16 protein-coding genes and 1 pseudogene are annotated in these 20,033 nt (G+C 72.3%); 14 read left to right on the top strand and 3 right to left on the bottom strand.

All coding sequences use genetic code 11. The features are described 5' to 3' along the window. The first annotated feature begins 292 nt into the window (after positions 1–292). Complete coding sequence (locus tag AC07B0_RS09550; protein WP_356871140.1) at positions 293–1,003, top strand: RNA polymerase sigma factor; 711 nt, start codon at positions 293–295, stop codon at positions 1,001–1,003. Further along, positions 1,003–2,052 (top strand): hypothetical protein, encoded by a 1,050-nt coding sequence (locus AC07B0_RS09545; RefSeq protein WP_478897473.1) that lies wholly within the window; start codon positions 1,003–1,005, stop codon positions 2,050–2,052. The genes AC07B0_RS09550 and AC07B0_RS09545 overlap by 1 nt, the downstream gene beginning before the upstream one ends. A gap of 215 nt (positions 2,053–2,267) precedes the next feature. Here the strand turns inward: AC07B0_RS09545 and AC07B0_RS09540 are convergent, their stop codons facing one another. Continuing rightward, positions 2,268–3,146 (bottom strand): L,D-transpeptidase family protein, encoded by an 879-nt coding sequence (locus tag AC07B0_RS09540; RefSeq protein WP_356870802.1) that lies wholly within the window; start codon positions 3,144–3,146, stop codon positions 2,268–2,270. Positions 3,147–3,309: 163 nt separating this feature from the next. Here AC07B0_RS09540 and AC07B0_RS09535 point away from each other — a divergent pair, with 163 nt between their 5' ends. Then, positions 3,310–4,905, top strand: a complete 1,596-nt coding sequence (locus AC07B0_RS09535) for an acyl-CoA mutase large subunit family protein (protein ID WP_478897471.1) — start codon at positions 3,310–3,312, stop codon at positions 4,903–4,905. A 45-nt stretch (positions 4,906–4,950) separates the two neighbouring features. Then, positions 4,951–5,601: a leucine efflux protein LeuE gene (gene leuE, locus AC07B0_RS09530; RefSeq protein WP_356870797.1), complete on the top strand. Its 651-nt coding sequence runs from the start codon at positions 4,951–4,953 to the stop codon at positions 5,599–5,601. Positions 5,602–5,607: 6 nt separating this feature from the next. Here the strand turns inward: leuE and AC07B0_RS09525 are convergent, their stop codons facing one another. Both AC07B0_RS09525 and AC07B0_RS09520 read right to left on the bottom strand, forming a co-directional pair. Then, positions 5,608–6,993, bottom strand: a complete 1,386-nt coding sequence (locus AC07B0_RS09525) for a polysialyltransferase family glycosyltransferase (RefSeq protein WP_478863501.1) — start codon at positions 6,991–6,993, stop codon at positions 5,608–5,610. Further along, the gene (locus tag AC07B0_RS09520; protein ID WP_478897469.1) at positions 6,990–7,973 is read right to left on the bottom strand and encodes a glycosyltransferase family 2 protein; all 984 of its coding nucleotides are present in this window, start codon (positions 7,971–7,973) and stop codon (positions 6,990–6,992) included. Before AC07B0_RS09520 ends, AC07B0_RS09525 begins: the two co-directional genes overlap by 4 nt. A 155-nt stretch (positions 7,974–8,128) precedes the next feature. On the opposite strand from AC07B0_RS09520, the gene AC07B0_RS09515 reads away from it, so the two are divergent. From AC07B0_RS09515 to AC07B0_RS09470, 10 genes and pseudogenes are all read left to right on the top strand, one after another. Beyond that, positions 8,129–9,667, top strand: a complete 1,539-nt coding sequence (locus AC07B0_RS09515) for a DUF6716 putative glycosyltransferase (protein ID WP_478897467.1) — start codon at positions 8,129–8,131, stop codon at positions 9,665–9,667. Further along, positions 9,664–10,026, top strand: a pseudogene (locus tag AC07B0_RS09510) (acylneuraminate cytidylyltransferase family protein); the annotation flags it as partial. The gene AC07B0_RS09515 and the pseudogene AC07B0_RS09510, both read left to right, overlap by 4 nt. Positions 10,027–10,440: 414 nt before the next feature. After that, complete coding sequence (locus AC07B0_RS09505) at positions 10,441–11,352, top strand: N-acetylneuraminate synthase family protein (protein ID WP_467290691.1); 912 nt, start codon at positions 10,441–10,443, stop codon at positions 11,350–11,352. Positions 11,353–11,389: 37 nt separating this feature from the next. After that, positions 11,390–12,589 (top strand): collagen-like triple helix repeat-containing protein, encoded by a 1,200-nt coding sequence (locus tag AC07B0_RS09500; RefSeq protein WP_478897465.1) that lies wholly within the window; start codon positions 11,390–11,392, stop codon positions 12,587–12,589. Positions 12,590–12,726: 137 nt separating this feature from the next. After that, positions 12,727–13,971: an amidohydrolase gene (locus AC07B0_RS09495; RefSeq protein ID WP_356871136.1), complete on the top strand. Its 1,245-nt coding sequence runs from the start codon at positions 12,727–12,729 to the stop codon at positions 13,969–13,971. A 252-nt stretch (positions 13,972–14,223) separates the two neighbouring features. Beyond that, a complete protein-coding gene (locus tag AC07B0_RS09490) occupies positions 14,224–15,288 on the top strand; it encodes a BMP family lipoprotein (RefSeq protein ID WP_356870787.1) in 1,065 nt (354 codons plus the stop codon). A 253-nt stretch (positions 15,289–15,541) separates the two neighbouring features. Further along, a complete protein-coding gene (locus tag AC07B0_RS09485; RefSeq protein ID WP_356871134.1) occupies positions 15,542–17,209 on the top strand; it encodes an ABC transporter ATP-binding protein in 1,668 nt (555 codons plus the stop codon). After that, on the top strand, positions 17,206–18,321 hold the full coding sequence (locus tag AC07B0_RS09480; protein ID WP_356870785.1) for an ABC transporter permease: 1,116 nt from the start codon (positions 17,206–17,208) through the stop codon (positions 18,319–18,321). Before AC07B0_RS09485 ends, AC07B0_RS09480 begins: the two co-directional genes overlap by 4 nt. Continuing rightward, positions 18,318–19,583, top strand: coding sequence for an ABC transporter permease (locus AC07B0_RS09475; protein WP_356870783.1), 1,266 nt, complete (start codon positions 18,318–18,320; stop codon positions 19,581–19,583). Before AC07B0_RS09480 ends, AC07B0_RS09475 begins: the two co-directional genes overlap by 4 nt. Beyond that, positions 19,580–19,978 (top strand): cytidine deaminase, encoded by a 399-nt coding sequence (locus tag AC07B0_RS09470; protein ID WP_356870781.1) that lies wholly within the window; start codon positions 19,580–19,582, stop codon positions 19,976–19,978. The genes AC07B0_RS09475 and AC07B0_RS09470 overlap by 4 nt, the downstream gene beginning before the upstream one ends. The last annotated feature ends 55 nt before the right edge of the window (positions 19,979–20,033 follow it).

Raw genomic sequence — 20,033 nt, 5'->3', positions numbered from 1 at the left:
ACGTGCGCGCGGAAGGGCTCACCGAAGGACGTACCGGCGGCTGCGCGGGGGGTGTGCCGGAGAGGAGAGCGACCGAGGCCGCCACCCCCCACAGGAGAGGCCCCGGTCGCCATCCGACACGGACTCGTGCGACAAGCCCGTACCCCTGTCAGCGCCGCGAGTGCGTTTTGTGTCACACCTCGCTCCGCGCAGGGTTGGTTGCAGGTTGTACAACTCGTGGACGAGAGGTGCTTGAAAGCCGTAACGTGCGGATTTGCGCCACACGTACAGGACAGTGAACGGGTTGGGGACTTTGCTGGGGGACGACGCGGAGCTGACCGCCGCGGTGCTCGCGGCACAGGACGGCGACGAGAACGCGTTCCGGACTGTGTACCGCGCCGTGCACCCGCGCCTGCTCGGATACGTACGCACGCTCGTCGGGGACGGCGACGCGGAGGACGTGACGTCCGAGGCATGGCTGCAGATCGCCCGCGACCTCGACTCCTTCACCGGCGACGCCGACCGCTTCCGCGGCTGGGCCGCCCGCATCGCCCGCAACCGGGCCCTCGACCACATACGGATGCGCGGCCGCCGCCCCGCCATCGGCGGCGACGACAGCGAGCTGAGCGGCCACGCCGCCGACAGCGACACCGCGAGCGCCGCCATGGAGGCCCTGTCCACCGGCCGCACCATGGCGCTGATAGCCCAGCTCCCGCAGGACCAGGCCGAGGCCGTCGTCCTGCGCGTGGTGGTCGGCCTCGACGCGAAGAGCGCCGCCGAGACCCTGGGCAAGCGCCCCGGCGCGGTCCGCACCGCCGCACACCGGGGACTGAAGAGGCTCGCGGAACTGCTGGGCACTGCCGAACTCGAAGCGGAATTCGGCCCCTGCGTCGGCCATAATGCCGATGACCAGGCACGGGAGCGCGATCTTGACGCCGTACCGGCGCAGCGCGGACGGGCCGGGGGCCTCGTAGAACAAACCGGTGTGACGCATTCACGTTGGCGGACGCAGAAGGACATGTGATGGCCGACGAGCACAACGGGTGGCTGGACGCAGCCGCGGCGGACAGGCTGCTGCGCGGAGAACCCGCCGGCCCGGCCGGAGCGGGCGCCGATCCGCGGGCCCGGGCCGAAGCCGCCCGCCTGCGCGCCGCCCTGGACTCCCTGTCCGTGCCCCGGCAGCCCGGACGGGAACTGCCCGGCGAGGACGCCGCCGTGGCCGCCTTCCGTGCGGCACGGCCCGCCGGCGCCGCCCCGCGGCGGCCCGCCGCCGGCGAGCCCGCCGCCCACGAACCCCTGGTCTCCCTCACCCCGCTGCCCCCCGTACGGGTCCCCGCGCAGCGGCGTACGAGCACCTCCGTGCGCTTCGGCCTCGCGGCGGCCCTGGCCGGCGTCGCGGTCGGCGGGATCGCGGCCGCCGCCGGCAGCGGCCTGCTGGACCGGGCCGCGCGCCACACCGCCGGACCGGCTCCGGCCGTCTCGGTCAGCGCCGACACGGACCGGCCGGCCGGCGGGGAGAACGACGGCCCCGCCCCGCTCATCCCGCGCCCGGACCCCTCCGCGCAACCCGGCGTCGACGGCTTCGCCGCCTCCCCGGGCACATCGCGGATGCCGGGCACGGACACCCGTACGACGCCCGGCACCACCTCGGGCAGCGCCTCCGCCCCGCACCTCCCCGGCGCCGGCACCGGTACGAGTGCCAGCACCGGGTCGGGATCCGGCTCGGGCGTGAACGGCGCCGTGGACGGCGGCCGGGACACGGTCACCGACCGCACCGACAAGACCGAAGGCACCGGCAGCGGCAAGGACCGCGACCGTGACCGCGACAAGCAGGTGCGGGCCGCCGACCTGTGCGAGAGCTACCGGGCGGGGCGGATGAACGACGACCGCCGCGCACGCCTCAGCAAGCTCGCCGGAGCCCTCGCGCTGATCCCGCGGTACTGCGAGGCGGTGCTGGACGGACCCCGCGAGGGCCTCCCGCAGAGCGGTTCCGAAGGGCCGGGCACCGACATCCTCAAGGCGCCGACCCCCAGCCCCCAGGGCAGCTCGCTCGGTTTCCGCAACCGCCGCTGAGCCGGGTCCGGACGGCCCGCGCGACGCCGCCGCGCACTCCGGTAACACTTTTCGAACCGGCGGCGCAGTACATAACGAGCCGACTGGTCATCGGCCGCGCATGAGCCGGGGTTCCCCCCGTACCCCTGGGCTCTGCGCAACCGGCGCGGGCGGGGCACGTTCCCCCGGCCCTGCCCGCGCCCTCAACTTCCCGCCGGTGGATCACCGGCGGCGCGTCACCAGTAGACGACGACCTTGTCGCCCACCTGGACCTGCTCGAACAGGGTCGACAGCCGGGCCTTGTCCCGGACGTTCACGCAGCCGTGCGAGGCGCCGTCGTAGCCGCGGGCCGCGAAGTCGGACGAGTAGTGCACCGCCTGGCCCTGGCTGAAGAACATCGAGTACGGCATCGACGTGTGGTAGATCGTCGACGTCCACTCCTTGGCCTTCCACTCCACCTTGAACTCGCCCTCGCGGGTCGGAGTGTTCTCCGAGCCGAAGCGGACGTCCATCGTGGAGACGACCTTGCCGTCGATCATCCAGGCGAGGGTGCGGCTCTCCTTGCTGATGCACATGACCCGGCCCGTCATGCAGCGCGGGTCCGGCGCGTCGACCTCGTTCGTGGTCGGCGGGCGCAGTTCCTGGTCGGTCGGCTTCTTGCTGGCGCCCTGGATCTTCTGCCAGGTCGCGTCGTCCACGGAACCCGTCGCCGGGAGCCCGTTGTCCGTCTGGAACTTCTTCACCGCGGCGGTGGTCTTCGACCCGTAGAAACCGGTGGGGGCCACCGACACCAGCTTGAGCTGGCGCAGCCGCGCCTGGAGCTCGCGGATCTGGTCGCTCTCGTCGCCGTTCGCCATGATCGGCTTGGGGCCGCCCTGCGCCGACGGCTGCCCCGGCGACGCCGACGCGGACGCCGCGGAGGAGGACGACGGCGCCGGCGAGGACCCGCCCGGCTTGTCGTCCTGGCCGGACGGGGAAGCGGCCGGCGAGCTGCCCGCCGGCGAGGACGGGCCCGGCCCGGCCGCACCCGGATTCTGGGGGCCGCAGGCGGTCGCGGCGAATGCGACAGCTGCGGCAAGGCCGAGCGTGCGGATCATGACTCTCTGGCGGTACATCGCGGTCCCCCGATTTCAACGTCGTGTATCTAGGTGATGCTTCGCGGGCGTGGACAGTTGCAGACCGTCTCCGGATGTTGCGCCATTGTGACCAGCGGCCGTCGCGGGACGGTTGTACCAGCCCGTGGGCCCTCCGGCCCCACGGACACGGAGGGTTCGCACCATGGTCCGTCCCACCGCACGCACCGAGAGCGGCATCCCCATCGAACCGGTCTACGGACCGCGGGCCCTGACGGACTGGGACCCGGCCGTCAGCCTGGGGGCGCCGGGGGAGTACCCGTACACCCGGGGCATCCATCCCACGATGTACACCGGCCGCCCCTGGACCATGCGCCAGTACGCCGGGTTCGGCACGGCCGCCGAGTCCAACGCCCGTTACCGCCGCCTCATCGAAGCGGGCGGCACCGGCCTGTCGGTGGCCTTCGACCTGCCCACGCAGATGGGCCACGACTCCGACGCGCCGCTCGCCCGCGGGGAGGTCGGCAAGGTCGGAGTCGCCGTCGACTCCGTCGAGGACGTGCGGGTGCTGTTCGACGGCATCCCCCTCGACCAGGTCTCCACCTCGATGACCATCAACGCCCCGGCGGCCCTGCTGCTCCTGATGTACCAGCTGGTCGCCGAGGAACGCGGCATCGGCGGGGAGCGGCTGACGGGCACGGTCCAGAACGACGTACTGAAGGAGTACATCGCGCGCGGGACGTACATCTTCCCGCCCGGCCCGTCGCTGCGGCTGACGTCCGACACCTTCCGCTACTGCCGCGCCGAACTCCCGCAGTGGAACACCATCTCGGTCTCCGGCTACCACATGGCCGAGGCCGGGGCCTCGCCCGCGCAGGAGATCGCCTTCACCCTCGCCGACGCGATCGCCTATGTACGGGCCGCGCTCGACGCCGGGATGGACGTCGACGAGTTCGCGCCGAGGCTGTCCTTCTTCTTCGTCGCACGGACCGCGCTGCTGGAGGAGGTCGCCAAGTTCCGGGCGGCCCGCCGCATCTGGGCCCGGGTCATGCGGGAGGAGTTCGGCGCCCGCAACCCCCGGTCGCTGATGCTGCGCTTCCACACCCAGACCGCCGGGGTCCAGCTGACGGCCCAGCAGCCCGAGCTGAACCTCGTACGGGTCACCGTGCAGGCGCTGGCCGCCGTGCTCGGCGGCACCCAGTCGCTGCACACCAACGCCTTCGACGAGGCCATCGCCCTGCCGACGGAGAAGTCCGCCCGCCTCGCCCTGCGCACCCAGCAGGTCCTCGCGTACGAGACGGACGTGCCGCACACCGCGGACCCCTTCGCCGGGTCCTACGCGGTGGAGCGGCTGACCGACGGGGTGGAGGCGGCGGCGCTCGCCCTGATGCGGCGGATCGAGGAGCTCGGCGGGGCGGTGGCCGCCATCGAGGCCGGATTCCAGAAGGAGGAGATCGAGCGGAACGCCTACCGGATCGCGCGGGAGCAGGAGTCCGGAGAACGGGTGGTGGTCGGGGTGAACCGGTTCGCGCTGGAGCGGGAGGAGCCGTACGAACCGCTGCGGGTCGATCCGGCGATCGAGGCCCGCCAGTGCGCGGCCCTCGCCCGGCTGCGGGCCGGACGGGACGGGGAAGCGCTCGCGGCGGCGCTGGCGGACCTGCGCCGGGCGGCGTCCGGGACGGAGCGCAACGTACTCCCCCCGATGAAGGAGGCCCTGCGGGCGCGGGCCACGGTGGGGGAGGTGTGCGGGGTGCTGCGGGAGGTGTGGGGGACGTACGAGCCCTCCGGTTCCAGCTGGTGAAACTCACTGGCGGGACAGGTGCGTACCTGTGCGACACTCCTGCGCATGCTGGGTGTGACAGATCTTCCTACGTACCTCGCCGGCCTGGTGCTGATCATTCTGCTGCCGGGGCCGAACTCGCTCTACGTGCTGTCCGTCGCCGCGCGCGGCGGGGTGCGGGAGGGCTACAAGGCGGCCTCCGGTGTCTTCACCGGGGACACCGTCCTCATGGTGCTGACCGCCGCCGGGGCGGGCGCGCTGCTCCAGGCGAGCCCGGTGGTGTTCACCGTGGTGAAGTTCCTCGGCGCCGGATACCTGGGCTGGCTGGCCGTCGGCATGATGCGGGCCGCCTGGGGCATGTGGCGCGACCGCAAGGCCCGCCAGGAGGAGCTGCTGACCGGCGAGGCGCCGGAGGGCGGCGCCGAGCGGCCCTACCGGCGGGCGCTGCTGGTCAGCCTGGTCAACCCGAAGGCCATCCTGTTCCTGCTGTCGTTCTTCGTGCAGTTCGTCGACCCCGGCTACGCCTACCCGGCGCTGTCGTTCCTGCTGCTCGGGCTGGTGTCGCAGCTGGTCAGCTTCGTCTACCTGTCCACCCTGATCTTCACCGGGACCCGGCTGTCGGCCGCCTTCCGCCGCCGCAAGCGCCTGTCGGCGGGGGCGACCTCGGCGGCCGGCGTGCTCTTCCTGGGCTTCGCCGCCAAGCTCGCCACGAGCTGAACGCGGCTACGGCTTCCCCCCGGCCACCCCGCCGAGCCGGCGCCGCACCCGGTGCACCACCCGGCGCACGGCCGGACTGCGCGGGAGGAACGCCAGCTGGGCGGGGATCCCGCCCGGCAGGCCCAGCGCGGTCAGCCGGCGGCGCTTGAAGTACCGCCAGGTCTGCTCCGTCAGGTGCCGCGCCAGGTAGCGCTCGGCGTCCGCCCGGCGCTCCGCGAGGACCCGCGGCTGCATGGTGAAGCCGACCGCGGCGACCAGACCCGGCAGATCGGCCGGGGGCCCGTCGGGCGCCGGTCCGGCCAGGTCCGGGACGAGGGCGTCCACCAGCGTCAGCGGGATCCGGTTGCTGTTCTGGTACGGGGCCAGGCGGGCCAGTATGGCGCCGGTCCCGGCGCGCGCGACCGGGATCCCGTACAGCGCCCGGGCCGTCAGCAGTCCCGTCGAGAAGCAGCCCACCACCAGCGCCGGGCGCAGCTGCTGGTACAGCGTCTCCGCCAGCACCGGGGCGTCCAGCACCGTCAGGCGCGCCCCGAGGCGCACGGCCTCCTCCTCCGCCCGCCGGGAGTAGGCGGCGGGGGCGCTGGGGTGCGGCTTGAAGACCAGCTCCCGGTGGCCCCACTCACAGGCGCCCCGCACCATCTCCACGTGGAGCTCCTCCTCCTGCGCCGGGGACATCAGGTCCAGCGCGGAGAGGTACTGCCCCAGCAGCAGGGCGGGCGCCTCGGCCCCGGCGTCCTCACCGGACCCCGGGGCGGGGTCCCGGGCGGGCGGTACGGGAAGGGCCGGGCCGGGGAGCTCCGCCAGTTCCGCCAGGACCTTCAGGACGGCCGGTGCGGGGATCACCTCCGCCGGCACCCCGAACTCGGTGAGCAGCAGCGGTTCCAGCCCCGGTACCAGGTCCAGGTGCAGGACCCGCCGCACCCGCATGCCGATCTGCGGATCGAGGCGGAAGCGGGTGGGGCCGTACGACATCAGGCCGTCGGCGTAGACCTCGACCGCGGCGCCCGGGAAGAGCCGGCACAGGCTCTGCGCGGGCGGCACCTGGAGCGACTCCACGACCAGCTCGACCCGGTCCTCGCCGAGCCCCCACAGTGAGCGCAGCTGCCGTTCCCACAGCGGGACGTCCTCCGGGCGCGGGGCCCAGGTGCTGGGGTGCTGCGGGGCGACGACGGCGTTCCAGTCGAGCACCTCGTCGAAGCGGGTGCGCAGCGCGGCGAAGCCGGGCAGACCGGGCAGGCCCGGGGTGATCTCGGGCGCGGGGGAGTGGTTGCTGGTCAGCAGGATCCGCCGGCCGGCCGGGGGGAGGACGCCCGCGTCGAGGGCGGCGGCGAGCGTGGCCGTCCCGTACAGCGTGGAGGCGAGGAAGAGCTGGGTGACGCCGGGGCCGTTCACGCGGCGGCTCCCGCGGCGCGCGCGGAGGTGCGGCGGCGGAGTTTGCGCAGGAGGGCGGCGCGTTCGGCGTCCATCGAGGCCAGGGACCCGTCCAGTACCGCCTGGGGCATGCGGCCGAGCGCGGCCGCGCTCAACGACCGGAGTTTTCTGGCCACGGCAGGTTCGAACCTCTCGATGGACCCGATATGGTGCGCGATAATCGCGCAATACGTTCGGACGGCTTTGGGGAGCAGCAGTTCGGATTCCGGGTCGGCGGCCGTGTCCGCCAGTACTTGATCAAATGCGCGGATGAAATCGAGCTGCCGTTCGTCACCGATCTGCGTCAAGGACGTGGAAATGCCGCGCCGGTAGAAGATCCCGGGCATTCCGACCGCCGCGAAGGACCGTGCCTCCCGGTGCAGCCGCCAGATCCACGGCCGGTCCTCCGCGGTCCGCAGCCCGTCCGTGAAGTGCAGCAGCCCCCGGTCCAGCAGCCGCCGGTGGTACATCCCGGCCCAGGCGTACGGGTAGTCCACCGCGGTGGCCCGCGAGACCGGCAGGATCCCGGCGCGCGGATCGGCCACCACGCCCTGCGGCCCGTACGGGACGCGCTGCACGCTCCGGGCGCGGCCCGTCACCTGGACGTGGTCGGTCCGAACGAAATCGCAGTTCAGGGCCTCGATGGCGGCCAGGGTGCGGGACAGGTGCCCCGGCTCCAGCCAGTCGTCGCCGTCGAGGAACGCGATGTACTCCCCGGAGGCCGCGTCCAGCCCGGTGTTGCGGGCCGTGGCCAGCCCGCCGTTGCGGTCCCGTCTGAGGTGCACCGCCCCGGGCAGCGCGGCGGCCGCCCGCTCCAGCAGCTCGGGCGTCCCGTCCGTGGAACGGTCGTCGACGAGCAGGAACTCGAAATCCTCGCGGGAGTTCAGTTCGAGACTCTTCAGGGCATCCGGTGCGTATGTCTGCACGTTGTAGAACGGCACGACGACAGAGAGCTTGAGCACCCGCGAGACAATAGGGCGCGGGCCGTCATTCACCATGGCCCGGACACGGATTCCATGTGAACGAAGCGCGGCGGGCGCGTTAACCCGCACGCTTTCGCATTTCGTCGACGGGTTGTTAACCCGCCGTTGTGCGTTCGTTGGGCCGAACACCGGAAATGCGGAATAGCTTCTGCCGGGTGCCAGTGCCACTCAGCAGCAGCCGAGCCGATCTTCGCATCGCCGTCATCGCCGATTCCGATACGCGGTGGAAATGGGGCGCCCTCACCGCCCGCCGCCTCGCCCCGGACCCGGAACACCGCCGGGTCACCGGGTACCTGTTGCGCGGCCGGGCCACCCCCACCCCGCGCCAGCTCGGCGAGGCCGGCGTCGTCACGGACGGCCTCCCGACGGAGGTGACCTGCGCGCAGTTCCTCGCCGAACTCGGCCGTGAACGCTTCGACGTGGTCGTCCTCGCCCTCGTCGGCGGCGCCGTCCAGGCCGTCCTGCACGGGGTCCGCGCCCTGTGGCCCGGCCCGGCCGCCCGGCCCGTCCTCGTCACCGGGTACGTCGGCGTCGTCTACGAGAAGCTCGCCGACGGGCTGCTGCTGCGGCACGGAGCCGACCTCGTCCTCGCCAACTCCCGCCACGACGCCGGCCGGTTCCGCGCCGTGTACGAGGGGGTCGGCGCGGACGCGGGCGCCGTCACCGAGACCGCCCTGCCCTTCCTGGGCGGCGCCCCGTACGCCCCCGCGGGCGGCGGCGCCCACACCGTCGTCTTCGCCGTGCAGCCCTCCGTCCCGGAGAGCCGGGCCGACCGTACGTACCTCCTGGAGCGGGCCGCCGGCCACGCCCGGCTCCACCCCGGGCGCGAGGTGCTCGTCAAACTGCGCAGCCGGCCGGGGGAGCACACCACGCACCTGGAGGAGCACCCCTACCAGCGCCTCGCGGAGCGGCTCCCCGGCGGGCTGCCGGCCAACTGCCGGCTGGTCTACGGGAACATGGGCGAGGTGCTGGACGGCACCGACCTGCTGGTCACGGTGTCCTCCACCGCCGCCCTGGAGTCCCTGCACCGGGGCATCCCGACCGCCGTCCTGACCGACCTCGGCGTCCGCGAGGCCCTCGGCAACCACCACTTCCTCGGCTCCGGCTGCCTGACCTCGTGGGACCGCCTCGACGAAGGCCTCCTCCCCCACGGCAACCCCCACTGGCTGGCCACCCACGGCGTGACCCCACCCCACCGGCCCCTGCCCGTCACGCTCCCGGCCCGTCCGGCCGCGGAGGCTGTCCGTCCCGAAGTCCTTGCCTCCGCCCCCGGCGCCGACGGCCCGCCGGGCCTGCTCTCCGTACGGCCCGCCGCCGAGGAGCCCGTCCAGGACAGCGGCCCCCGCACGGACGGTGCCCGCGCCGAAGGCGGCCACGCCGACGCCCACGCCGTCGCCCGGGCCCGGCTCGCCGAGTTGCTCGCCCGCGAGCGGCTCCCGGCCGTCGCCCCGTACTACACCCCCGCCACCGCGCCCGGATACCTGCCCGGCATCCTGGCCCGCCACCACCTCGGCATCGACGGGACCCCGCTCCCCGGCGCGGCCCGCCCGGAGGCGGCGGAGTCCGGGGCGCGCCGCTGGCTCCGGGCCCACCTGCGCGAGGCCGCCCGCGGGGCGTACCGGCACGGCGTCCAGCGCGTCGCCCCCGTCATCCGCAGGCTGGGGGAGCTGTGAGGGTCCTCGCGGTGATCCCGGCCCGCGGCGGTTCCAAGGGGGTTCCGGGCAAGAACACCGCCCCGGTCGGCGGGGTGCCGCTCGTCGCCCGCGCCGTCCTCGCCTGCCTGGCCGCGCCCACCGTCACCGACGTCGCGGTCTCCACCGATTCCGAGGCGGTCGCCGCGGTGGCCCGTACCGCCGGGGCCCAGGTGATCCACCGCCCGGCCGAGCTCTCCGGCGACACCGCGAGCAGCGAAGCCGCGGTCCTGCACGCCCTGGACGTCTTCGAGGCCGCCCGCGCCACCACCGTGGACGTGGTCCTCCTGGTGCAGTGCACCAGCCCCTTCCTGACCCCCTCGGACGTGGAGTCCGTCGCCGTCGCCGTCGCGTCCGGAGCAGCCGACTCGGCCCTGACCGCTGCCCCGTTCCACGGATTCCTCTGGCGGCCCGGACCCGACGGCACCGGAACGGGGGTCAACCACCAGGCCGCGCACCGGCCCCGCCGTCAGGACCGGCCCGTGGAACTGCTGGAGACCGGCGCCGCCTACGCCATGGCCGTACCCGGCTTCCGCGCCGCCCGGCACCGCTTCTTCGGGCGCACCCTCCCCGTCGCCGCCGACCCGGCCCGCGTCCTGGAGGTCGACGACCCCCACGACCTGGCCCGCGCCCGCCTCCTGTCCCCCCTCTTCGACCCCCAGCCCCCAGCCCCCACACCCCGAGCCACCCCCGTACCCGCGGCCCCCGCCGCCCCCGCCGCCTTCCCGCACACCGATCGAAGGACCGTACCCGCCATGACCGTCAGCCCCGACTCCCGCCTCCGCAGCTTCGGTTCGCGCACCGCCGGCCCCGGCCGTCCCGTCTACGTCGTCGGTGAGATCGGCATCAACCACAACGGCGACCTCGGTACCGCCTTCGCCCTCGTCGACGCCGCCGCCGAAGCCGGCTGCGACGCCGTCAAGTTCCAGAAGCGCACCCCCGAGATCTGCACCCCCCGCGACCAGTGGGACATCGAACGGGACACCCCCTGGGGCCGGATGACCTACATCGACTACCGCCACCGCGTCGAGTTCGGCGAGGCCGACTACCTCGCCATCGACGCGCACTGCGCCAAGCGCGGCATCGACTGGTTCGCCTCCCCCTGGGACACCGAGGCCGTCGCCTTCCTGGAGAAGTTCGACGTCCCCGCCCACAAGGTGGCCTCCGCCTGCCTCACCGACGACGAACTGCTGCGCACCCTGCGCGCCACCGGCCGCACCGTCGTCCTGTCCACCGGCATGTCCACCCCGCAGCAGATCCGCCACGCCGTCGAGGTGCTCGGCAGCGCCAACATCCTGCTCTGCCACGCCACTTCGACGTACCCGGCCAAGGCCGAGGAGCTCAACCTGCGGGTGATCAACACCCTCCAGGAGGAGTACCCGAACGTCCCGATCGGCTACTCCGGGCACGAGACGGGCCTCCAGACGACCCTGGCCGCCGTCGCCCTCGGCGCCACCTTCGTCGAACGGCACATCACCCTCGACCGCGCGATGTGGGGCTCCGACCAGGCCGCCTCCGTCGAACCCGGCGGTCTCACCCGCCTCGTCCGCGACATCCGCACCATCGAGACCGCCCTCGGCGACGGCGTCAAGCGGGTCTACGACTCCGAACTGGGCCCGATGAAGAAGCTCCGCCGCGTCCAGGCCCCGGTCCCGGCAGCGGTCTGACCTCCGCTCCGGCCCTCCCCCCGACGAGGAGTACGTGGTGTCTCCCTCAGCCCCCAGCTCCACCCTGGCTTTCGTCGAGAGCCCGGTCCAGCTCCTGAACGTGCTGGAGTGGGCGCACGCCCGCGGCGCCACCCCCGCGGGCCCCGCCGGAACCCCCGGCCCCGCCGGAACCCCCGGCCCCGCCGGAACCCCCGGCACCCCCGCCCCCCTCCTCGACGGCGTACCGCCCCAGCGCGGCCGCCGCCCCCGCCCCGCCCCGCCCGCCGAACCGCCGCGGATCGTGGTGCTGCCCCCCACCGACCCCATGTCCCGCGGCCAGCTGCGCCGGGTCGCCGGGATCGCCCGCGACGAGGGGTACCAGGTCCACTGGCAGGAGGCCCGCGGCGGCTCCGGCACCCCCCTGAAGGCCCTGGCCTCGCTCGCCTCGGCCGTCCGCGCCGCCGAGCGGATCGTCATCGGCGACCCCTTCTCCCGCTTCGTCCAGCTGCTGCTCGCCCCGGCCCGGGCCGCCGAACTGGTGGTCGTCGACGACGGCACCGCCACCATGGAGTTCGTCGCCCAGCTCGGCCGCGGCGAACGCCTGCGCCGCTGGCACCGCACCGGCGGCGGCCCGGCCGCCCGGGTGCGGGAGCTCGCGTACGCCCCGGTGTCCGGCACGGCCCGCCGCCGGCTGACCCCGGGGGAGCGCCGCCGGGTGGAGGTGTTCACGTCGATGCCGGTCACCGCCCTGCCCGGCATGGAGCTGCGGGTCAACGACTTCGCCTGGACGCGCTCCCGCTTCGGCCCGCCCCGCCTGACCAAGGGCACCGACCTGGTCGGCACCTCCCTGGTGGAGACCGGCGTCGTCGATCCGGACCGCTACCTGGACGCCGTCCGCACGCTGACCCTGGAGCACGGCGTGACCCGGTACTTCGCCCACCGCCGGGAGTCCCCGGAGAAGCTGCGCGCGCTGAGCGAGGCGATCGGGCTGGAGATCGTCCGTCCGGACCTGCCGCTGGAGCTGATCGCCCGCCGGGGGCCGATCGGCCGGACCGTCGTCAGCTTTCCGTCCACGGTCGTCCACACGCTGCCGTACGCCCTGTCCGGTACCGGGGTGACCGTGGCCGTCCGCACCGTCGACCCGGCCTGGCTCACCGCCGCCGCCTCGCCGAGGGCCCGCAGCTTCCTCGCCGGGGTCACCGACACCGCCCGTGATGTGCGCAGACTGCCCGCGCAGGCCGCTCCGGCGGCCGGATGAGCGCGCGAGTGTACCCCCGGGCGCATCCGATCATGCGTCCAGAGGCCGGGTTTCTTTCCCCTAACGGCATGAACTTTTTGTGATCTCCAGCCAGTTGACCCGTTCGTGCGCCTACCCTTCAACGGGTGAACCAGTTGATGTCCCGCGAGTCCCAGACCGCCCTGCCCGGCACGCCCGACCGGCCCGAGCTGCCCGGCAAACTTCCGGACCACCTGCGTGCCGAACTGATCGCCTTCCGGCGGGACTTGCACATGCATCCCGAGCTAGGACACCAGGAGTTCCGCACCACGGCGGCGATCAAGGCCCGGCTGGAGAAGGCCGGCCTGCGCCCGCGCGTGCTGAAGTCCGGCACCGGCCTGATCTGTGACGTAGGGACGTGGGACGGCGTACGGCCGATGCTGGCCCTGCGCGCGGACATCGACGCCCTGCCCATCCCGGACGCCAAGACGCACGTCTCGTACCGCTCCACCTTCCCCGACCGCGCCCACGCCTGCGGCCACGACGTGCACACCGCCGTCGTCCTCGGCGCCGGTCTGGTCCTCGCCGAGCTGGAACGCCAGGGCATGCTGCCCCGGCCCGTACGGCTGCTGTTCCAGCCGGCCGAGGAGGTCCTGCCGGGCGGGGCGAGCGACGCCATCGAGTCCGGGGTGCTGGACGGGGTCGGCAAGATCATCGCCGTGCACTGCGACCCGCGCGTCGACGCGGGCCGGATCGGGCTGCGGGCCGGCCCGATCACCTCGGCGTGCGACCGTCTGGAGGTCAGCCTCTCCGGCGCGGGAGGGCACACCGCCCGCCCGCACCTGACCACCGACCTGGTGACGGCCGCCGCCCGCGTGGCCGTCGACGTCCCGGCGCTGCTGACCCGCCGCATGGACGCCCGCTCGGGCATGTCGGTCACCTGGGGCCGGATCGAGGCCGGGCACGCCTGCAACGTGATCCCGATGCACGCCGAGCTGTCCGGGACCGTCCGCTGCCTGGACCTCAACGCCTGGCACGACGCCCCCGACATGCTCCACGCGGCGATCGACGAGGTCGCGACCATGCACGGGGCCAAGTTCGAGATCAACCACGTCCGCGGGGTGCCGCCCGTGGTGAACGACCCGGCCGTCACCGAGCTGCTGCGCGAGGCCATGGCGGTCCGCCTCGGCGCCGACGCGGTCGAGGACACCGAGCAGAGCCTGGGCGGGGAGGACTTCTCCTGGTACCTGGAGCACGTCCCCGGCGCCATGGCCCGCCTCGGCGTCCGCGGGCCCGGGGACACCGCCAAGCGGGACCTGCACCGCGGCGACTTCGACGTGGACGAGTCCGCGATCGGCGTCGGAGTGGAGTTCTTCACCGCCGCGGCGCTCCTCGACGGACTGCGCGCGGCGCCGGTCCGGTAGGACGCGCGGGGGCGTTCGGCCCGGGGACGGGCGGAAGTCCCTACAACACCCGCCGGTCTTCCGGTGGAGGTGTCCAGCCCTTGGTACGCAAGGGCTGGGCGCCCCACCAGTTACCGATCGGTCACTGTCCGGTTCGCGACGATCCGATAACGACTCATGAACGGGCCTTTAACTGACATCTACGCGCGTTACGATCGCCGCGAAACCAGCGCCGGTCGTGGCGCTTCGGTCAGGTTTTGAAGGAGCCTCCCCTTGCGCCGGATCACCAGGATCGCCACCGTGGGCATCGCGTCCGCGGCGCTGGCCCTCTCGGCCACCGCCTGTGGCGGTAAGAAGTCCTCGGACAGCACCGCTTCCTCGTCGAGCTCCGGCTCCTCCGAGGCCAGCGCCGCCATCGCGTACGACATCGGTGGCCGCGGCGACCAGTCGTTCAACGACGCCGCCTACGCGGGCCTCGAGAAGGCCGAGAAGGAACTCAAGATCAAGGGCGCCGAGGCGGAGCCCACGGACGGCGAGGGCGAGGCCGACAAGGTCCAGCGCCTCACCGAGCTGGCCCGCAAGGGCAACAACCCGGTCATCGGCGTCGGTTTCGCCTACGGCCCGGCCATCAAGAAGGTCGCCCCGAAGTTCCCGAACACCACGTTCGGCATCATCGACGACACCTCGGTGCAGGACAAGAACGTCGCCAACCTCGTCTTCAACGAGGAGCAGGGCTCGTACCTGGCCGGCGTCGCCGCCGCCAAGGTCTCGAAGACCGGCACGGTCGGCTTCATCGGCGGTGTCGAGGTTCCGCTGATCAAGAAGTTCCAGGCGGGCTTCGAGCAGGGCGTCAAGGACACCAACCCGAACGCCAAGGTGCTCTCCACCTACCTGACCCAGCCGCCGAACTTCGACGGTTTCGCCAAGCCCGACCTCGGCAAGGCCGCCGCGCAGGGTCAGATCGACGGCGGCGCCGACGTGATCTACGCGGCCGCGGGCCTGGCCGGCTCCGGTGCCATCGAGGCCGCTTCGGCCAAGGGCAAGTGGGCCATCGGCGTCGACTCCGACCAGTACAACCAGGCCGGTCTGTCGAAGTACAAGAACTCCATCCTGACCTCGGTCACGAAGGACGTCTCCGACTCCGTCTACGACCTGATCAAGTCGGTCAAGGACGGCAAGCCGACCACCGGTGAGATCCGCTACGGCCTGGACAAGGACGGCGTCGGCCTGGCCGACTCCAACCCGGAGTACAAGAAGATGACCGACGTCATCACCGCGGTGGACAAGGCGAAGGCCGACATCATCGCCAAGAAGATCACCGTCAAGACCGCCCCGTAGGGTTCCGTCTGACAAGTCCAGCGTGGTTTCCGGGGTTCGGGAAGCGGTCTTCGCCGCTCCCGGACCCCGCACCTCGTCGGACACGTTCCGTGTTGACTCGTGGCCAGTTGGTCGCAAGTTTTCACTTTCGACAGTGCTACGCGCGTAGAGGCATCGGGGACGCGATACCGTCCTGCTCCCGCCCACCCGCCCGGCCGATCGACCGCCCTGTTCCCCCTGCCTCCAGCTCCTTCCGCGCCAAGGAGAGTGCGTCATCAACGCGTCCAGCCCGCCCCCCGCCGTAGAACTGCACGGCATCACCAAGCGCTTCCCCGGCGTCGTCGCCAACAAGGACATCGCGATCACCGTCCGCAAGGGCACGGTCCATGCCTTGATCGGCGAGAACGGCGCCGGCAAGTCGACCCTGATGAAGATCCTCTACGGCATGCAGAAGCCGGACGAGGGCACCATCGCGATCGACGGGGAGCAGGTCACCTTCTCCAGCCCCGGCGACGCCATCGCCCGCGGGATCGGCATGGTGCACCAGCACTTCATGCTCGCCGACAACCTCACCGTCCTGGAGAACGTGGTTCTCGGCGGCGAGAAGCTCTACGGCATCGGCTCCAAGGCCCGCAAGAAGATCCTGGAGATCTCGAAGGCCTACGGCCTCGGCGTGCGCCCCGACGCCCTGGTCGAGGACCTCGGCGTCGCCGACCGGCAGCGCGTGGAGATCCTCAAGGTCCTCTACCGCGGCGCGAAGATCCTCATCCTCGACGAGCCGACCGCAGTGCTCGTGCCGCAGGAGGTGGACGCCCTCTTCGACAACCTGCGCGAGCTCAAGTCCGAGGGCCTGACGGTCATCTTCATCTCGCACAAGCTGGGCGAGGTCAAGAAGGTCGCCGACGACATCACCGTCATCCGGCGCGGCACCACGGTCGGCACCGCCGACCCGAAGACCGCCACCACCAAGCAGCTCGCCGAGCTGATGGTCGGCGCGGAACTGCCCTCGCCGGAGACCCGCGAGTCGACCGTGACGACCGTCCCGATGCTGACGGTGTCGAACCTGACCGTCGCCGCGGGCGACGTCGTGTCCGTCGAGCCGGAGACCATGGCGGGCGCGGACCAGGACGACTCCTCCCTGCGCGAGCACGTCGCGGTCGGACGCCTCCTGCTGGACGACGTCAGCTTCACCATCCACAAGGGCGAGATCCTCGGGATCGCCGGCGTCGAGGGCAACGGCCAGACCGAGCTCATCGAAGCCCTCATGGGCATGAGCGCCGCCGACGCGGGCGTCATCACGCTGGACGGCAGGGACATCACCAAGGAAACGGTGCGCAAGCGCCGCGAGGGCGGCATCGGGTACATCCCCGAGGACCGCCACCGGCACGGCCTGCTGCTGGAGTCCCCGCTGTGGGAGAACCGCATCCTGGGCCACGTCACCGAGACGCCGAACTCCAAGCGCGGCATCCTCGACCCGAAGGCCGCCCGCAAGGACACCGAGCGGATCGTGCGCGAGTACGACGTCCGCACGCCCGGCATCGACGTCACCGCGGCCTCGCTCTCCGGCGGCAACCAGCAGAAGCTGATCGTCGGCCGCGAGATGAGCCACAACCCGAAGTTCCTCATCGCCGCCCACCCCACCCGTGGTGTGGACGTCGGTGCGCAGGCGCAGATCTGGGACGCGATCCGCGAGGCCCGCCGCGAAGGTCTGGCCGTCCTGCTGATCTCCGCGGACCTGGACGAGCTGATCGGCCTGTCCGACACCCTGCGCGTGATCTACCGCGGCCGCCTGGTCGCGGACGCCGACCCCGCGACCGTCAACGCCGAGCAGCTCGGCACCGCCATGACGGGCGCCGCCTCCGGGCACCTGGAAGCCACCGACAACCACTCCGCCGCCGGTACCGACGCGGGTACCGAAGCACCGGAGGACGAGGCCCGATGAAGAAATTCGACAAGGACCGGCTGCTCCTCGGCTTCGCCGGACCCGTGCTCGCCCTGGTGAGCGCCTTCCTGCTGACCGTGATCGTGCTGGCCGCGACGGGCATCGACCCGATCGAGCCGCTGCGCCTCATGGTGGAGAACGCCGGCTACGAAGACGTCCAGGTCCTGATCCTGAACCAGGCCGGTACGTACTACCTGGCGGCCCTGGCCGTGGCCATCGGCTTCCGGATGAACCTCTTCAACATCGGCGTCGACGGCCAGTACCGTCTCGCCGCGATGGTCTCCGCCGTGGTCGGCACCGCCGTCACCCTGCCCGGTCCGCTGCACATCCTGCTGATCGTGCTCGTCGCCATGCTCACCGGTGCGTTCTGGGCCGGCATCGCGGGCGTGCTGAAGGCCAAGCGGGGCGTCAGCGAGGTCGTCTCCACGATCATGCTGAACGCGATCGCGACCAGCCTGATCGCCTGGCTGATCCTGCCGGAGAACCTCGGCGTGCAGCCGGAGGGCTCCAACGACCTGACGACCGGCGACATCGCCGAGTCGGGCTGGTTCCCGTCCCTGTCCATCGGTGACGGCCTGGAGATCTACGGCTTCACCTTCGTGGCCTTCGCGCTCGGCATCGTCTACTGGTTCGTGCTCAACCGCACGCGCTTCGGCTTCGACCTGCGCGCCACCGGCGCCAGCGAGTCCGCCGCCCAGGCCTCCGGCGTGGACGCCAAGAAGATGATCGTCACCGCGATGCTCATCTCGGGCGCGGTCGCCGGTCTGTCCGGCATGCCGCAGCTGCTGGGCGAGACCCACACGTACAACCTGTCCTTCCCCGTCGGCGTCGGCTTCACCGGCATCACCATCGCGCTGCTCGGCCGCAACAGCCCGGTCGGCATCCTCTTCGCCGCGTTCCTGATGGCCTTCATCGACAAGGCCTCGGCCTCGCTCGACACCGAGGGCTACGCGAAGGAGATCGGCACGATCATGAAGGGCCTGATCGTGATCGCCGTCGTCGTCTCGTACGAACTCGTCCGCCGCTACGGAATCCGCCGACAGCAGCAGAAGGTCGGCGCGGAACTGGCCGCGGGCCACGCCATCAAGACCGACAAGGAGGTCGCGGCGTGAGCACCAGCACCGTTTCCGCGACGGCCGCCGCCCCCAAGAAGCCGGGCGGCCGCAAGAAGCTCACCCTGCCCTGGATCATGCTGATCATCGCGGGCGGCCTCGCGCTGGTCTCGCTGGTCCGCGTGATCAGCGGGGCCGACGACCTGACCTCCGTGGGCCAGGTCTCCGGCGCCCTCTCCCTCGCGGTCCCGATCGGCCTCGCCGGCCTCGGCGGCCTGTGGGCCGAGCGCGCGGGCGTCGTCAACATCGGTCTCGAGGGCATGATGATCCTCGGCACCTGGTTCGGTGCCTGGGCCGGCTACCAGTGGGGCCCGTGGACCGGCGTCCTCGTCGGCATCGCCGGCGGCGCCCTCGGCGGCCTGCTGCACGCGATCATCACGGTCACCTTCAACGTCAACCACATCGTCTCCGGTGTGGCCATCAACATCCTCGCGCTGGGCTTCACCCAGTACCTGTCGAACTTCACGTTCGCCGAGGCGCCCGGCGGCTCCTCCAAGCAGTCCCCGCGCGTCGAGGAGATCTACAAGATCACCGTGCCGGGTCTGTCCGACTGGATGGCGGACCTCCAGGGCAAGCACTGGTTCTTCATCTCCGACCTCGCCGGCGTCATCGGCGGCCTGGTCACCGAGCTGTCCCTGCTGACCGTCCTCGCGCTGCTGCTGATCCCCGGCACCTGGTGGGTGCTGTGGCGGACCACCTTCGGTCTGCGACTGCGCTCCTGCGGCGAGAACCCCGTCGCCGCCGAGTCGCTGGGCGTCAACGTCTACAAGTACAAGTACATCGCCGTGATCGTCTCGGGCGCCCTCGCCGGCCTCGGCGGCGTGTTCCTGTCGATCGTCGCCAGCCCCATCTACCAGGAGGGCCAGACCGGCGGCCGCGGCTACATCGGTCTCGCCGCGATGATCTTCGGTAACTGGATGCCGGGCGGCATGGCGCTGGGCGCCGGCCTCTTCGGCTTCACCGACAGCCTCAAGCTGCGCGGCGGCGCGGAGAACGTCCACGCCATGCTGCTGCTGGTCGCGATCCTGCTCACCCTGGTGCTCGCCTGGCAGCTGTACAAGAAGAAGTACGTCCAGGCCGGCATCTCGGCGGCCTTCGCCGTGCTGCTGTACCTCTGGTACGCCTTCACGGACGAGGTGCCCAGCCAGTTCGTGGACGCCGCCCCGTACCTGACGACGCTCTTCGTGCTCGTCCTGTCGGCGCAGCGCCTGCGCATGCCCAAGGCGGACGGCATGCCGTACCGCAAGGGCCAGGGCAAGTGACCCCGCCCGCGGCAGTGGACTGGGAAGCCCTGCGGACGGCCGCCCGGGACGCGATGACCCGGGCGTACGCCCCCTACTCGGGCTTCCCGGTCGGCGTGGCCGCGCGCGTCGACGACGGCCGGGTCGTCACCGGCTGCAACGTCGAGAACGCCAGCTACGGCCTCGGCCTGTGCGCCGAGTGCGGCCTGGTCTCCTCGTTGCAGGCCACGGGCGGCGGCCGCCTCACGCACTTCACGTGCGTGGACGGCAAGGGCGAGATCCTCGTCCCGTGCGGGCGCTGCCGCCAGCTGCTCTACGAGTTCGGCGGCCCGGACCTGCTGGTGGAGACGCCGGACGGGATCCTGCCGCTGAGCGCGATGCTGCCGCAGGCCTTCGGGCCCGACCACCTGAGATAGCCGTGCCGACGGCCCTCCGCCCCTGCCCGGGGCGGAGGGCCGTCGGTTTCTCTTC

The organism is Streptomyces sp. NPDC044704, from assembly GCF_056433525.1.
This window is presented reverse-complemented; position numbering and strand designations above follow the sequence as displayed.

Coding starts and splice junctions, on each gene's coding strand:
- AC07B0_RS09515 (WP_478897467.1), top strand. CDS start 8,129: ATGCGGAATAGCTTCTGCCGGGTGCCAGTGCCACTCAGCAGCAGCCGA.
- AC07B0_RS09540 (WP_356870802.1), bottom strand. CDS start 3,146: ATGTACCGCCAGAGAGTCATGATCCGCACGCTCGGCCTTGCCGCAGCT.
- AC07B0_RS09495 (WP_356871136.1), top strand. CDS start 12,727: ATGTCCCGCGAGTCCCAGACCGCCCTGCCCGGCACGCCCGACCGGCCC.
- AC07B0_RS09480 (WP_356870785.1), top strand. CDS start 17,206: ATGAAGAAATTCGACAAGGACCGGCTGCTCCTCGGCTTCGCCGGACCC.
- AC07B0_RS09535 (WP_478897471.1), top strand. CDS start 3,310: ATGGTCCGTCCCACCGCACGCACCGAGAGCGGCATCCCCATCGAACCG.
- leuE (WP_356870797.1), top strand. CDS start 4,951: ATGCTGGGTGTGACAGATCTTCCTACGTACCTCGCCGGCCTGGTGCTG.
- AC07B0_RS09545 (WP_478897473.1), top strand. CDS start 1,003: ATGGCCGACGAGCACAACGGGTGGCTGGACGCAGCCGCGGCGGACAGG.
- AC07B0_RS09505 (WP_467290691.1), top strand. CDS start 10,441: ATGACCGTCAGCCCCGACTCCCGCCTCCGCAGCTTCGGTTCGCGCACC.